This window comes from Enterobacter cloacae complex sp. R_G8 (assembly GCF_024599795.1).
GTDB classification, from domain to species: Bacteria; Pseudomonadota; Gammaproteobacteria; order Enterobacterales; family Enterobacteriaceae; genus Enterobacter; species Enterobacter dissolvens.
This window is the reverse complement of the sequence record NZ_CP102246.1, coordinates 279,435-294,417: the sequence shown is the minus strand read 5'-3', so window position 1 is coordinate 294,417 and position 14,983 is coordinate 279,435. Positions and strand designations below refer to the sequence as shown.

The following is a 14,983-nucleotide window of genomic DNA, read 5'->3' as shown; positions in this document are numbered from 1 at the left end:
GATTACCCCTTGGCTGCGACCCGGAAGCCATTTTCCAGATCGGCAATTAAATCTTCAGAATCTTCAATACCGGTTGAGATCCGCAGCAGCGTCTCAGAAATACCGGCGGCGGCACGTGCCTCTGGTGCCATACCTGCGTGCGTCATGGTCGCGGCGTGGGAGATTAAACTTTCAACCCCACCCAACGATTCCGCCAGCGTAAACAATGACAGCCCGCTCAGGAAGCGACGCAGCGTTTGCTCGTCACCGTCCAGTTCAAAACTTAACATCGCGCCAAACCCTTTCTGCTGACGCGCGGCAATCTCGTGCCCCTGGTTTTCAGGCAGCGACGGGTGATAAAGCTTCTTCACCAGCGGCTGCGTTTTCAGGAAATCGACAATCGCCTGGGCATTGCGCTGTGCCACCTCCATACGCGGCGACAGCGTGCGAATCCCGCGTAACAGCAGATAGCTGTCGAAGGCCCCGGCAGTGACGCCAATGTTATTGGCCCACCATGCCAGTTCGGTGACAACGTCGGGATCTTTTGCAATCACCACACCCGCGACCACATCAGAATGACCGTTCAGATATTTAGTGCATGAATGCAATACCAGATCTGCACCCAGCGCCAGTGGGTTCTGAAGGGCCGGACTGAGGAACGTATTATCCACTACACTTATCGCTCCCGCATCCCTTGTGAGCTGACAAATTTTCGCAATATCGACAACGCGCAACAATGGATTGCTTGGACTTTCCACCAGCACCAGCTTCGGCTTCTCTGCCAGCGCCTGTTTCAGCGCCTGTTCGTCATTTTGATCGACAAACAACACCCGGTAACAACCGCGTTTTGCCAGACTATCAAACAGACGATAGCTGCCGCCGTAACAGTCGTGCGGCGCAACCAGCAGATCGCCCGGTTTCAGGAACACGGTGGTCACCAGATGAATGGCAGACATGCCGGTATTGGTTAATACTGCCCCTGCGCCACCTTCCAGTTCCGCCAGCGCGCGCTGGGTCACGTCGCGCGTAGGGTTGCCACGACGCGAGTAGTCATGCGCACGGGGTTCATTAAATCCGGTGAAATTGTAGGTACTGGAAAGATGAATCGGCGGGACAACACAGCCGTACTGCTCGTCATCATTCAATCCGCTACGCACTGCGATGGTGGCCTGTTTACGCGTCATGGTGAAGGCTTCCTGGCTAATTAGGTGAAAAGTCAGGCACCAGAGTAAACATTGAAAGTATGGACGTCAATACATCTGGACATCTAAACTTCTTTGCGTATAGATTGAGCAATGCGCAAATAGCCGTTAAAATTATATGCTTTAGTGCACGCTGCAGCGGCAATATCCGTGCCACGGTATCGTCTCTACGGTAAACTACGCAGGTTTACGGTTCAAAACCGACGGTTACAGGTTTTGCACCTTTAGATTAATGACTGAGAGGATTAAAGGTATCTCATGGCTGAATGGAGCGGCGAATATATCAGCCCATACGCTGAGCACGGTAAGAAGAGTGAGCAAGTAAAGAAAATTACGGTTTCCATTCCTCTGAAGGTGTTGAAGATCCTCACCGATGAACGTACGCGTCGTCAGGTGAACAACCTGCGCCACGCAACCAACAGCGAACTGCTGTGCGAAGCGTTTCTGCATGCGTTTACCGGCCAACCGTTGCCGAACGATGACGACCTGCGCAAAGAGCGTAGCGACGAAATCCCGGAAGAGGCGAAGGTGATCATGCGTGAACTGGGTATCGACCCGGAGACGTGGGAATACTGATTAGCGGATACAAAAAAGGCACCTTGCGGTGCCTTTTTTTCGGGAAACTTATTTAGCGCCCGGGATGCTGAAACGCTTGTTGAAGCGGTCAACACGGCCACCGGTTGCAACGTCACGCTGCTTACCAGTGTAGAACGGGTGGCATTTGCCGCACACGTCCAGGTTCAGATCGTGACCCACGGTGGAGCGGATCTGGATAGAGTTACCGCAAGAGCAGTTTGCAGTAATCATTTCGTATTTCGGGTGAATATCTTTTTTCATGGGAGAACCTCAGTTAAGGCCGCGTCGCTCTTCCAGCCCTAACGCCAGACACCACGCGATGTTGAATGTAAGTTCTTTGGCGTAAAGTACACCAAAGGCGGCGAATCATACAGAATTTGACCAACGTATGCAAACTGATCCGCACGCCGCTTTCACTAATGTGTATACTAACGCGCCACTTTTCAAGTCAGGAAGATTCGATGCCCGTCGCTCACGTTGCCCTGCCCGTTCCGCTTCCCCGCACGTTTGACTATCTGCTGCCCGACAGCATGAGCGTTAAAGCGGGCTGTCGCGTGACCGTGCCCTTTGGCAAACAGCAGCGCGTAGGGATCGTCGTCTCCGTCAGCGACAAGAGCGAATTGCCGCTTAACGAACTGAAATCGGTCGTTGAGGTGCTCGATAGCGAGCCCGTTTACTCCACCAGCACCTGGCGACTGCTGCTGTGGGCGGCGGATTATTATCATCATCCGATTGGCGATGTTCTGTTCCACGCTTTACCGATTATGCTGCGCCAGGGCAAAAGCGCCAGCCACGCACCAATGTGGTACTGGTTTGCGACCGAACAGGGCCAGGCGGTGGACATTAACAGCCTGAAGCGCTCCCAGAAGCAACAGCAGGCGCTGGCCGCCCTGCGTCAGGGGAAAATCTGGCGCCATCAGGTCGATGAGCTGGAAGTCAGCGAAACCGCACTCCAGGCACTACGAAAAAAAGGGCTGAGCGAGCTGGCAAGCGAGGCACCGGCCCTGTATGACTGGCGGGAGCAATTTTCCGTCTCTGGCGATCGCCTGCGCCTGAACACTGAACAGGCCACCGCCGTGGGGGCGATTCACAGCGCCTCCGATCATTTCTCCGCCTGGCTGCTGGCCGGGGTCACCGGATCCGGCAAGACAGAAGTCTATCTCAGTGTGCTGGAAAATGTGCTTGCGCAGGGCAAACAGGCGCTGGTGATGGTGCCGGAAATTGGCCTGACGCCGCAAACCATCGCCCGCTTTCGTGAGCGGTTTAATGCGCCGGTTGAGGTGCTGCACTCTGGCCTGAATGACAGCGAACGCCTCAGCGCCTGGCTGAAAGCGAAAAACGGCGAAGCGGCGATCGTGATTGGCACCCGTTCATCACTGTTTACGCCGTTCAAAAATCTTGGCGTCATTGTCATCGATGAAGAACACGACAGCTCTTATAAGCAGCAGGAAGGCTGGCGCTATCACGCCCGCGATCTGGCCGTCTATCGCGCGCACAGCGAGCAAATCCCCATTATTCTGGGCTCTGCTACCCCGGCGCTCGAAACGCTGCATAACGTTCGTCAGCGTAAATACCATATGCTGCGCCTGACGCGCCGCGCGGGGAATGCGCGTCCGGCCATTCAACACGTGCTGGATCTGAAAGGTCAGCAAGTGCAGGCGGGGCTAGCGCCCGCGCTTATTACCCGCATGCGCCAGCATTTGCAGGCGGGGAACCAGGTTATTCTGTTCCTCAACCGACGTGGCTTTGCCCCCGCACTGCTGTGTCACGACTGCGGCTGGATTGCCGAGTGCCCGCGCTGCGACCACTACTATACCTTCCATCAGGCCCAGCGCCATTTGCGCTGCCACCACTGCGACAGCCAGCGCCCGGTGCCGCGTCAGTGCCCGTCGTGCGGGTCAACGCACATCGTGCCGGTCGGTCTGGGCACTGAACAGCTGGAACAGGCCCTGGAGCCGTTCTTCCCGGATGTGCCCATTTCCCGAATCGACAGGGACACCACCAGCCGTAAAGGGGCGCTGGAACAACAGCTGGCAGAAGTGCATCGCGGTGGCGCGCGCATCCTGATTGGCACCCAGATGCTGGCCAAAGGACACCACTTCCCGGACGTGACGCTGGTTGCCCTGCTGGATGTCGATGGCGCGCTGTTCTCTGCCGACTTCCGCTCAGCCGAGCGTTTTGCCCAGCTTTATACCCAGGTGGCCGGACGCGCGGGACGTGCCGGGAAACAGGGCGAAGTGGTACTGCAAACGCACCATCCTGAGCATCCGTTGCTGCAAACCCTGCTGCACAAAGGCTATGACGCGTTTGCCGAGCAGGCACTGGCTGAACGCCAGACCATGCAGCTTCCCCCGTGGACCAGCCACGTGATCATCCGCGCGGAAGATCATAACAACCAGCAGGCGCCGCTTTTCCTGCAGCAGTTGAGAAACCTTCTGCAGGCCAGCCCGCTGGTCGATAATCAATTGTGGATTTTAGGGCCGGTTCCGGCGCTGGCCCCCAAGCGCGGCGGACGTTTTCGCTGGCAGATTTTGCTGCAACACCCTTCGCGCATCCGTTTACAGCACATCGTCAGCGGCACGCTGGCCTTGATTAACACCCTGCCAGAAGCGCGCAAAGTGAAGTGGGTGCTTGACGTTGATCCCATCGAAGGCTGAAGACGGATCGAAAAATTTAACGTCCCTCACACTTTTTATGAAAATTCTGTAACCGATTCCATTAACTATCTGTAAAAATGGTGGCGTCAGAAGTTCGGTGTTCAGGCGAGGAGAAGACGTTGAAGTCCAGGAAAGAGGTTGCCACGGCGACCATGAAAGACGTTGCCCAGAAAGCACAAGTCTCTACGGCAACCGTGTCCCGCGCATTAATGAACCCGGATAAAGTCTCCCAGGCGACCCGCAACCGGGTAGAGCAGGCTGCGCTGGAAGTGGGGTATTTTCCGCAGGCAATGGGGCGTAACGTGAAACGTAATGAGTCGCGTACCATCCTGGTGATTGTGCCGGACATCTGCGATCCCTTCTTCAGTGAAATTATTCGCGGCATCGAAGTGACGGCTGCGGAGCAAGGGTATCTGGTGCTCATTGGCGACTGCGCGCACCAGAATCAGCAGGAAAAAACCTTTATTGACCTCATTATCACCAAGCAGATCGACGGCATGCTGCTGCTTGGCTCGCGCCTGCCGTTTGATGCCAGCATTGAAGAGCAGCGCAATTTACCGCCGATGGTAATGGCCAACGAGTTTGCGCCAGAGCTTGAGCTGCCAACGGTACATATCGATAACCTGACCGCCGCGTTCAACGCCGTTAACTATCTGCAGGAGCTGGGGCATAAACGGATTGGCTGCATTGCCGGGCCAGAAGAGATGCCGCTGTGTCACTATCGCCTGCAGGGCTATGTTCAGGCACTTCGCCGTACCGGCGCGACGGTTGACCCGCACTATATTGCACGCGGTAATTTTACCTTTGAAGCCGGTGGACAGGCGCTGGAAAAACTGCTGGCGTTGCCTGAGCCGCCTACCGCAGTGTTCTGCCACAGCGACGTGATGGCGCTGGGCGCATTATCGTATGCGAAACGCCGCGGCCTGCGCGTACCGAAAGATTTGTCGATTATCGGTTTCGATAATATTTCGCTTTCAGAATTTTGCGATCCCCCGCTCTCAACCGTTTCGCAACCACGCTACGACATTGGCCGTGAAGCGATGCTTCTCCTGCTCGATCAGTTGCATGGTCAAACAGTTAGCAGCGGTTCGAGGTTGCTGGACTGCGAGCTGATTGTTCGTGGTTCTACCCAGGCATTGACTTAAAGTAAATGTCTTTAGGACACCCTTATCTGGTCAAAGCCCCGCCGCTTAAGTAACATGGCGGACTGACGAACGAATAAATACAGCGAAACGATAGTGGCACAACGAGATTATGTACGTCGCGGCCAGCCGGCACCTTCGCGACGCAAAAAGAGTAGCGCAAAGAAAAAGCAACGTAACCTGCCTGCTGTCTCGCCAGCAATGGTCGCTATTGCTGCGGCGGTACTGGTGGCCTTTATTGGCGGCCTGTACTTCATCACGCACCATAAAAAAGAAGAGTCTGAGGCCCTTCAGGGCAACAAAGTGGTCGGAAATGGTCTGCCACCGAAGCCTGAAGAGCGCTGGCGCTATATTAAAGAGCTGGAAAGCCGTCAGCCTGGCGTGCGGGCGCCGACCGAGCCATCCGCCGGTGGCGAGGTGAAGAATGCCGATCAGCTCACGGATGAGCAGCGTCAGTTGCTGGCACAGATGCAGGCCGATATGCGCCAGCAGCCTACGCAGTTGAATGAAGTGCCGTGGAATGAACAAACGCCGGCGCAGCGTCAGCAAACGCTGCAACTGCAGCGCCAGCGTCAGGCACAGATTCAGCAGCAACAACAGCAGCAGCAGTGGACGCAAAGCCAGCCGGTCCAGCAGCCTAAAGCGCAGCCGCGCGTGACGGAACAGCCGTACCAGCAACCGCAGACGCGAACGGTGCAGTCTCAGCCTGTTCAACAACAGCCGAAGACCCAGGCGCAGAAGCAAACGGCTCAACCGTATCAGGATCTGCTGCAGACGCCTGCGCATACCACCGCGCAGCAGCCGAAAACACAGCAGGCCGCACCGGTCACCAAAGAGACCGAGGCACCGAAGCAGACGGCTGAGAAGAAAGACGAACGCCGCTGGATGGTGCAGTGCGGCTCGTTCAAAGGTGCCGAGCAGGCCGAAACGGTCCGCGCTCAACTGGCATTTGAAGGATTTGACTCGCGCATTACCACCAATAACGGCTGGAATCGCGTGGTGATTGGCCCGGTCAAAGGCAAAGAAAATGCCGATGGCACGATTTCTCGTTTGAAAGTAGCCGGTCACACAAACTGCATTCGACTTGCTTCCGGGGGTTGAAACCCCCAAATTCCCCCCCATCTATCTTTCTATTCAGCCCTGAGCACAGGCTCAGGGCTTCTGTTTCCCGATTCTGTAACCAGGGGGTCTGCTCGTGACAACAATAGTAAGTGTACGCCGTAACGGCCACGTGGTAATCGCCGGTGATGGCCAGGCCACGCTGGGTAATACCGTAATGAAAGGCAACGTGAAAAAAGTCCGTCGTTTATACAACGACAAAGTGATCGCCGGTTTTGCAGGCGGCACGGCTGATGCTTTCACGCTGTTTGAACTGTTTGAACGTAAACTGGAAATGCACCAGGGTCATCTGGTGAAAGCCGCCGTTGAGCTGGCGAAAGACTGGCGAACCGACCGCATGCTGCGCAAGCTTGAAGCGCTGCTGGCCGTGGCCGATGAAACCGCATCGCTGATCATCACCGGTAACGGTGATGTCATTCAGCCGGAAAACGACCTGATTGCCATCGGCTCTGGCGGCCCTTATGCCCAGGCTGCGGCTCGCGCACTGTTGGAGAATACCGACATGAATGCGCGTGATATCGCTGTGAAGGCGTTGGATATTGCAGGTGATATCTGCATCTATACCAACCACAACCACACCATCGAAGAATTGACCTCTAAAGCGTAAGGATCTCCCATGTCTGAAATGACCCCACGCGAAATTGTCAGCGAACTGAACAAACATATTATCGGCCAGGACAATGCCAAGCGCTCCGTGGCTATCGCCCTGCGTAATCGCTGGCGCCGCATGCAGCTCGATGAAGAGCTGCGCCATGAAGTGACGCCAAAAAACATTCTGATGATCGGCCCAACCGGTGTCGGTAAAACCGAAATCGCCCGTCGTCTGGCGAAACTGGCTAACGCGCCGTTCATCAAAGTTGAAGCCACTAAGTTCACCGAAGTGGGCTATGTAGGTAAAGAAGTGGACTCTATCATCCGCGATCTGACCGACTCGGCAATCAAGATGGTTCGCGTCCAGGCGATCGAGAAAAACCGCTATCGCGCGGAAGAGATGGCTGAAGAGCGCATCCTCGACGTGCTGATCCCGCCGGCGAAAAACAACTGGGGCCAGGCTGAACAGCAGGCTGAACCGTCTGCGGCGCGCCAGGCATTCCGCAAAAAGCTGCGCGAAGGCCAGCTGGATGATAAAGAGATTGAGATCGATCTCGCCGCCGCACCAATGGGTGTGGAAATCATGGCTCCTCCTGGCATGGAAGAGATGACCAGCCAGCTGCAGTCCATGTTCCAGAACCTGGGCGGTCAGAAACAGAAAGCGCGTAAGCTGAAAATCAAAGATGCGATGAAGCTGCTGATTGAAGAAGAAGCGGCAAAGCTGGTGAACCCGGAAGAGCTGAAGCAGGATGCTATCGACGCGGTTGAGCAGCACGGTATCGTGTTTATCGACGAAATCGATAAGATCTGTAAGCGCGGTAACGCGTCTGGCCCGGATGTCTCCCGTGAAGGTGTGCAGCGCGACCTGCTGCCGCTGGTTGAAGGCTGCACCGTCTCCACCAAGCACGGGATGGTCAAAACCGACCACATCCTGTTTATCGCGTCCGGTGCGTTCCAGATTGCCAGCCCGTCTGACCTGATCCCGGAACTGCAGGGCCGTCTGCCTATCCGCGTTGAGCTGCAGGCGCTGACCACTGAAGATTTCGAACGTATCCTGACCGAGCCAAACGCGTCTGTGACCGTACAGTACAAAGCGCTGATGGCGACCGAAGGCGTGAACATTGAGTTCACCGAAGACGGTATCAAACGCATCGCCCAGGCGGCCTGGCAGGTCAACGAAACCACCGAGAACATCGGTGCGCGTCGTCTGCACACGGTGCTGGAACGCCTGATGGAAGATATCTCTTATGATGCGAGTGACCTTAACGGTCAAAGCATTACCATTGACGCAGAATATGTGGGTAAACACCTGGATGCGTTAGTGGCAGATGAAGATCTGAGCCGTTTTATCCTATAATCGCGGTTATTGCATTCTCATCACGTTTAATGGGGGCTAATGCCCCCATTTTTATTGGCTAAATAACTATGACTGATATCAGCCGTACTCAGGCGTGGCTCGAAAGTCTGCGCCCTAAAACCCTTCCTCTGGCCTTTGCCGCGATTATCGTCGGTACCGCCCTTGCCTGGTGGCAGGGGTATTTCGATCCGCTGGTTGCCGTGCTGGCGCTGGTCACCGCCGGTTTGTTGCAGATCCTCTCTAATCTCGCCAACGACTACGGCGATGCGGTTAAGGGTAGCGATAAACCTGACCGTATCGGCCCTCTGCGCGGGATGCAGAAAGGGGTGATTACTCAGGCACAGATGAAGCGCGCGTTGATTATCACCGTGGTACTGATTTGTTTATCCGGCCTGGCGCTGGTGACGGTCGCCTCGAAAACCACCAGTGATTTCATTGGTTTTCTGGTGCTGGGCCTGCTCGCCATTATCGCCGCCATTACCTACACCGTCGGCACGCGCCCTTACGGTTATATCGGCCTGGGTGATATCTCCGTACTGGTGTTTTTCGGCTGGTTGAGCGTGATGGGCAGCTGGTACCTGCAGGCGCATACGCTCATCCCTGCTCTTTTCCTGCCCGCGACCGCCTGCGGCCTGCTGGCAACGGCGGTACTTAACATCAACAACCTGCGCGATATCGACAGCGACCGTGAGAACGGCAAAAACACGCTGGCCGTGCGTCTGGGGCCGGTTAACGCGCGTCGCTATCATGCCTGCCTGCTGATGGGCGCCCTGCTCTGCCTCGGGCTGTTCAACCTGATCTCGCTGCATAGTCTCTGGGGCTGGCTGTTTGTGCTCGCCGCGCCGCTACTGATTAAACAGGCCCGCTTTGTGATGCGTGAACTCAGCCCGGCAGCCATGCCACCGATGCTTGAGCGTACGGTAAAAGGCGCATTGCTCACTAACCTGTTGTTCGTGATAGGGATTGTCCTGAGCCAGACGCTGAGTTAACTGACAAATATCAATTAACAATTGATGATTTTGCCAACAACGCATTTCGCACGATATACTGAACACATTCGCAGCAACAGAGCGTTAAACCTATGAAATACGATACCTCCGAGCTTTGTGACATCTACCAGGAAGATGTCAACGTCGTTGAACCGCTGTTCTCCAACTTTGGTGGGCGGTCGTCGTTTGGCGGACAAATCATCACGGTGAAATGTTTCGAGGATAACGGGTTGCTGTACGATCTGCTCGAACAGAACGGTCGTGGTCGCGTGCTGTTGGTCGATGGTGGCGGTTCAGTACGTCGTGCGCTGATAGATGCTGAACTGGCCCGTCTTGCCGTGCAAAACGAATGGGAAGGCATCGTGGTCTACGGTTCAGTCCGCCAGGTGGACGATCTCGAAGACCTCGATATCGGCATTCAGGCGATTGCCGCCATTCCGGTAGGCGCCGCGGGTGAAGGCATTGGCGAAAGCGATATCCGCGTCAATTTCGGCGGCGTGACCTTCTTCTCTGGTGACCATCTCTATGCCGATAACACCGGCATTATCCTCTCCGAAGATCCGCTGGATATTGAGTAGTAAACAGTAAGCGCGTTCTATAAAAAAACCGCCAACAGCAATGTGGCGGTTTTTTTGTCCCTCGGGATTCGCGGTCCGTTGGGAAGGTTTGTAGACTAACACCAGGGATCTTCATCATACTCTCGTCCAAACCCTGGGCAATCCCTCAGAACCTTAATAAAATCCTAATTGTGTATGAATACCTTAACGCCACGGTTGATGTTTATTATGATGCAGCGTCCCTTTCCGCCATCTCGCAAGTGGGCATCGGTCCAGGGAAAGGTGTATTCACTACCGTAAAGCAGGCTAACACCAGGGCTTGTGTCCACCGACTTATCACCGGTGGTGAACGGTGGAGCGGTTAGCAGCAGGGACCGCATAATGAAACGCTATTTATGTATTGCGTTCATTGTCGCCAGCGTACTCGTTGTGAAGAGTGATGAACCGAAAGTGTTTGTTGCTTTTACTACGACAGCGCAGGACAAGTAGCGTTAAGGCCGCCTCGGGCGGCCTTTTTTATGGTTATTGTCAAATCGCGATAACCATAAAAAAGCCGGGTGGCGGCTTCGCCTTACCCGGCCTGCTCAGGTCAATCCCAGGGGAATTAAACCTCTTCCATACGTCCCAGCAGCGCCTGCAGACGTTCCTGCCAGCCGTTCTGCTGTTCACGCAGCTGGTTGTTTTCGCGCTCCAGTTCTTCACGGCCGTGCTGAGCTGTCTGCACTTCTTGCGCCAGGCTGTTGTTCTTTTCTTTCAGCTCTTCAATTTCCATCTGCAGCAGCGTGATGGTGTCAATCGCCTGCTGTACTTTCGATTCCAGTTTCTCAAACACTTCTAAAGACATGATCCTACCTCTTCTGAATTGCAAGGCGACGCTTTAACGTAAACGCGCACAACATCTATGCCGATTGTATGAAGCCCCGTCGCCCCTGTCCAGCGACACACCGCGCAGATCGCGGTTTGCAACACTTTTCGGCCTCGTCCTGGTGCGTTCGCGGCAATTACCCCTAAGTTGTTAACTCATTAGTTAATGAAATGATTCAGCTCACACTCCCGCGCTGATGCAAAAATGCGCTTTATGGCGCGCAAACGCTCATTTTATTGACACAGACCACACATTTTGATTTCGATATTTCTCGTTTTTGCTCGTTAACGATAAATTAACACTATGTCTACAGGACATCATGGCTGTCACGGGCGGTCATGCTAACAATAAACATCAATCTCTTCAGGATTCCGATTATGAGTCAGACATCAACCTTAAAAGGCCAGTGCATTGCCGAGTTCCTTGGTACCGGGTTGTTGATATTCTTCGGAGTGGGCTGTGTTGCTGCACTGAAAGTGGCGGGTGCCAGTTTTGGTCAGTGGGAAATCAGTATCATCTGGGGTCTGGGTGTGGCAATGGCCATCTACCTGACTGCAGGGGTTTCTGGCGCACATCTTAACCCGGCGGTGACCATCGCATTGTGGCTGTTCGCGTGCTTCGACGGACGCAAAGTTGTTCCTTTCATTATTTCTCAATTTGCCGGCGCGTTTTGCGCAGCGGCGTTAGTTTACGGGCTTTATTACAATCTTTTCATCGACTTCGAACAGACGCATCATATGGTGCGCGGCAGTGTCGAAAGTCTGGATCTGGCAGGTATCTTCTCAACGTATCCAAACCCGCATATCAATTTTGTGCAGGCGTTCGCAGTTGAAATGGTGATTACCGCTATTCTGATGGGCGTTATCCTGGCGCTGACCGACGACGGAAACGGCATTCCGCGCGGCCCGCTGGCACCACTGCTGATTGGCCTGCTGATTGCGGTGATCGGCGCATCCATGGGCCCGCTGACTGGATTCGCGATGAACCCGGCGCGTGATATCGGACCGAAAGCGTTCGCCTTTATCGCTGGCTGGGGCAACGTGGCCTTCACCGGCGGCAAAGATATCCCTTACTTCCTGGTACCGCTGTTTGCACCGGTTGTCGGGGCTGCGCTGGGTGCGTTTAGCTATCGCAAATTAATTGGTCGCCACTTACCGTGCGACACCTGTGTGGACGAGGAGAAAGAATCGACTTCTGCCGCACAACAAAAAGCTTCGCTGTAATCTGACTACGGGACTTACACCATGACCGAAAAAAAATATATTGTTGCGCTCGACCAGGGCACCACCAGCTCCCGCGCTGTCGTAATGGATCATGACGCGAACATTGTCAGCGTATCACAGCGCGAATTTGAGCAAATCTATCCTCGTCCAGGCTGGGTAGAACACGACCCTATGGAGATCTGGGCATCGCAAAGCTCCACGCTGGTCGAAGTGCTGGCGAAAGCCGATATCAGTTCCGACGAGATTGCCGCGATTGGTATTACCAACCAGCGTGAAACGACCATCGTCTGGGAACGTGAAACCGGCAAGCCTATCTATAACGCCATCGTCTGGCAGTGCCGTCGTACGTCAGAGATCTGTGAACAGCTTAAGCGCGACGGTATGGAAGAGTACGTCCGCAGCGCCACGGGCCTCGTCGTTGACCCGTATTTCTCCGGCACCAAAGTGAAGTGGATCCTTGACCACGTGGAAGGTTCACGTGAGCGTGCAAAACGCGGCGAGCTGCTGTTCGGTACCGTCGACACCTGGCTTATCTGGAAGATGACCCAGGGGCGCGTTCACGTCACTGACTATACCAATGCCTCACGTACCATGCTGTTCAACATCAACACCCTGGAGTGGGATGACAAGATGCTGGACGCGCTGGATATCCCACGCGCCATGCTGCCAGAAGTGCGTAAATCTTCTGAAGTGTACGGTCAGACCAACATCGGTGGTAAAGGCGGCACGCGTATTCCTATCGCCGGTATCGCTGGTGACCAGCAGGCGGCCCTGTTTGGCCAGCTGTGCGTGAAAGAAGGGATGGCGAAAAACACCTACGGTACCGGCTGCTTTATGCTGATGAACACTGGCGAGAAAGCGGTGAAATCAGAAAACGGTCTGCTGACCACCATCGCCTGTGGCCCACGCGGTGAAGTGAACTATGCGCTGGAAGGTGCGGTATTCATGGCGGGTGCATCCATCCAGTGGCTGCGTGACGAGATGAAGCTTATCAGCGATGCGTTCGACTCCGAGTACTTCGCCACCAAAGTGAAGGATACCAACGGCGTGTACGTGGTACCTGCGTTTACCGGTCTGGGCGCACCGTACTGGGATCCGTATGCACGCGGCGCGATTTTCGGTCTGACGCGTGGTGTGAATTCCAACCACATTATTCGCGCCACCCTGGAATCTATCGCCTACCAGACGCGTGATGTGCTGGAAGCGATGCAGGCTGACTCCGGTATTCGTTTGCACGCTCTGCGCGTGGATGGCGGTGCGGTCGCGAACAACTTCCTGATGCAGTTCCAGTCTGACATTCTGGGCACCCGCGTGGAACGCCCGGAAGTGCGCGAAGTGACCGCGCTGGGTGCAGCGTATCTCGCCGGTCTGGCCGTCGGCTTCTGGCAGAACCTGGACGAGCTGCAGGAAAAAGCGGTTATCGAACGCGAATTCCGCCCGGGCATCGAAACCACCGAGCGTAACTACCGCTACAGCGGCTGGAAGAAAGCGGTTAAACGTGCCCTGGCGTGGGAAGAGCACGAAGAGTAATCATACATTCCCTCTCCCCCGGGGAGAGGGTCAGGGTGAGGGGCTCCGGCTGCACCGGTCCCCTCGCCTCGCCCCACTCTGTGATAAACTTCGTGCAATTCCTTTTGATTGCACGAGTACCTCATGAAACGTGAACTTGCTATCGAGTTTTCCCGCGTTACCGAAGCTGCTGCCCTGGCAGGCTATAAATGGCTTGGCCGTGGCGACAAAAATACCGCCGACGGTGCGGCTGTCCATGCCATGCGCATTGTCCTCAATCAGGTCAATATTGACGGCACCATTGTGATCGGTGAAGGCGAGATTGACGAAGCGCCTATGCTCTACATCGGTGAAAAAGTCGGGACTGGCAAAGGTGATGCTGTGGATATCGCCGTCGACCCGATCGAAGGTACGCGCATGACGGCAATGGGACAGGCCAACGCGCTGGCCGTGCTGGCCGTGGGTGACAAAGGCTGCTTCCTCAACGCACCGGATATGTACATGGAAAAGCTGATTGTCGGTCCAGGCGCGAAGGGTGCCATCGACCTCAGCCTGCCGCTGGAAGAGAACCTGCGTAATATCGCCAGCGCGTTAAAAAAACCGCTGAGCGAACTCACCGTCACCATTCTGGCAAAACCTCGCCACGACGCCACCATCACACAGATGCAAAAGCTGGGCGTGCGTGTGTTTGCCATCCCGGATGGCGACGTGGCGGCCTCCATTCTGACCTGCATGCCAGACAGTGAAGTGGATGTCCTGTACGGTATTGGCGGCGCGCCGGAAGGCGTGGTCTCTGCTGCGGTGATCCGGGCGCTGGATGGTGACATGCAGGCCCGCCTGCTACCCCGCCATGACGTCAAAGGCGACAACGAAGAGAATCGTCGCATGGGCGAAGAAGAGCTGGCGCGCTGTGAGGCAATGGGTATTGAAGCCAATAAAGTCCTCGCACTTCACGAAATGGCCCGCAGCGACAACGTTGTTTTCTCCGCGACCGGCATCACCAAAGGCGATCTGCTGGATGGCATCACCCGCAAAGGCAACATGGCGACCACGGAAACGCTGCTGATCCGCGGCAAATCGCGCACCATTCGTCGCATTCAGTCAATTCACTATCTCGACCGTAAAGACCCGGACGTACAGACGCACATTCTGTAAAACCGTTTGATCGATAGAGCTTTCCGGCCCGAATGGGCTGGATATCTTCACCACAAATACGG

Annotated in this window: 14 protein-coding genes; 11 read left to right on the top strand and 3 right to left on the bottom strand. The window is 55.3% G+C overall.

Translation table 11 applies throughout. From position 1 onward, the window contains the following. Positions 1-2 precede the first annotated feature (2 nt). Positions 3-1,163 carry a cystathionine gamma-synthase gene (gene metB, locus NQ842_RS01425; protein ID WP_013099309.1) on the bottom strand — a complete coding sequence of 387 codons (1,161 nt, stop codon included), beginning with the start codon at positions 1,161-1,163 and terminating at the stop codon, positions 3-5. Positions 1,164-1,439: 276 nt separating this feature from the next. Between metB and metJ the strand changes: the two genes are divergently transcribed. After that, positions 1,440-1,757 (top strand): met regulon transcriptional regulator MetJ, encoded by a 318-nt coding sequence (gene metJ / locus NQ842_RS01420; RefSeq protein WP_003862042.1) that lies wholly within the window; start codon positions 1,440-1,442, stop codon positions 1,755-1,757. A gap of 48 nt (positions 1,758-1,805) precedes the next feature. Here metJ and rpmE read toward each other — a convergent pair whose 3' ends face one another. Continuing rightward, the gene (gene rpmE, locus NQ842_RS01415; RefSeq protein ID WP_003862040.1) at positions 1,806-2,018 is read right to left on the bottom strand and encodes a 50S ribosomal protein L31; all 213 of its coding nucleotides are present in this window, start codon (positions 2,016-2,018) and stop codon (positions 1,806-1,808) included. A 200-nt stretch (positions 2,019-2,218) separates the two neighbouring features. On the opposite strand from rpmE, the gene priA reads away from it, so the two are divergent. The 7 genes from priA to rraA all read left to right on the top strand — a co-directional run bounded on the left by priA (position 2,219) and on the right by rraA (position 10,190). Next, positions 2,219-4,414: a primosomal protein N' gene (gene priA, locus NQ842_RS01410; protein WP_047360301.1), complete on the top strand. Its 2,196-nt coding sequence runs from the start codon at positions 2,219-2,221 to the stop codon at positions 4,412-4,414. Between the two features lie 152 nt (positions 4,415-4,566). Further along, on the top strand, positions 4,567-5,559 hold the full coding sequence (gene cytR / locus NQ842_RS01405) for a DNA-binding transcriptional regulator CytR (RefSeq protein ID WP_373692673.1): 993 nt from the start codon (positions 4,567-4,569) through the stop codon (positions 5,557-5,559). Positions 5,560-5,652: 93 nt separating this feature from the next. Further along, the gene (ftsN, locus tag NQ842_RS01400; RefSeq protein WP_063411847.1) at positions 5,653-6,657 is read left to right on the top strand and encodes a cell division protein FtsN; all 1,005 of its coding nucleotides are present in this window, start codon (positions 5,653-5,655) and stop codon (positions 6,655-6,657) included. 94 nt (positions 6,658-6,751) lie between these two features. Beyond that, positions 6,752-7,282 carry an ATP-dependent protease subunit HslV gene (gene hslV / locus NQ842_RS01395; RefSeq protein WP_008501802.1) on the top strand — a complete coding sequence of 177 codons (531 nt, stop codon included), beginning with the start codon at positions 6,752-6,754 and terminating at the stop codon, positions 7,280-7,282. Positions 7,283-7,291: 9 nt separating this feature from the next. Further along, positions 7,292-8,623, top strand: a complete 1,332-nt coding sequence (gene hslU, locus NQ842_RS01390; RefSeq protein WP_014833755.1) for an HslU--HslV peptidase ATPase subunit — start codon at positions 7,292-7,294, stop codon at positions 8,621-8,623. 68 nt (positions 8,624-8,691) lie between these two features. After that, a complete protein-coding gene (gene menA / locus NQ842_RS01385) occupies positions 8,692-9,612 on the top strand; it encodes a 1,4-dihydroxy-2-naphthoate polyprenyltransferase (RefSeq protein WP_194516892.1) in 921 nt (306 codons plus the stop codon). Positions 9,613-9,704: 92 nt separating this feature from the next. Next, positions 9,705-10,190 (top strand): ribonuclease E activity regulator RraA, encoded by a 486-nt coding sequence (rraA, locus tag NQ842_RS01380; RefSeq protein ID WP_014833757.1) that lies wholly within the window; start codon positions 9,705-9,707, stop codon positions 10,188-10,190. Positions 10,191-10,773: 583 nt separating this feature from the next. On the opposite strand, the gene zapB is transcribed toward rraA, so the two are convergent. After that, positions 10,774-11,013, bottom strand: coding sequence for a septal ring assembly protein ZapB (gene zapB / locus NQ842_RS01375; protein WP_013099316.1), 240 nt, complete (start codon positions 11,011-11,013; stop codon positions 10,774-10,776). Between the two features lie 398 nt (positions 11,014-11,411). On the opposite strand from zapB, the gene NQ842_RS01370 reads away from it, so the two are divergent. The 3 genes from NQ842_RS01370 to glpX all read left to right on the top strand — a co-directional run bounded on the left by NQ842_RS01370 (position 11,412) and on the right by glpX (position 14,921). Continuing rightward, a complete protein-coding gene (locus NQ842_RS01370; RefSeq protein ID WP_014833759.1) occupies positions 11,412-12,257 on the top strand; it encodes an MIP/aquaporin family protein in 846 nt (281 codons plus the stop codon). Positions 12,258-12,278: 21 nt separating this feature from the next. Continuing rightward, positions 12,279-13,787 (top strand): glycerol kinase GlpK, encoded by a 1,509-nt coding sequence (glpK, locus tag NQ842_RS01365; RefSeq protein ID WP_013099318.1) that lies wholly within the window; start codon positions 12,279-12,281, stop codon positions 13,785-13,787. A 123-nt stretch (positions 13,788-13,910) separates the two neighbouring features. Further along, the gene (gene glpX / locus NQ842_RS01360; RefSeq protein ID WP_096928694.1) at positions 13,911-14,921 is read left to right on the top strand and encodes a class II fructose-bisphosphatase; all 1,011 of its coding nucleotides are present in this window, start codon (positions 13,911-13,913) and stop codon (positions 14,919-14,921) included. Positions 14,922-14,983 lie beyond the last annotated feature (62 nt).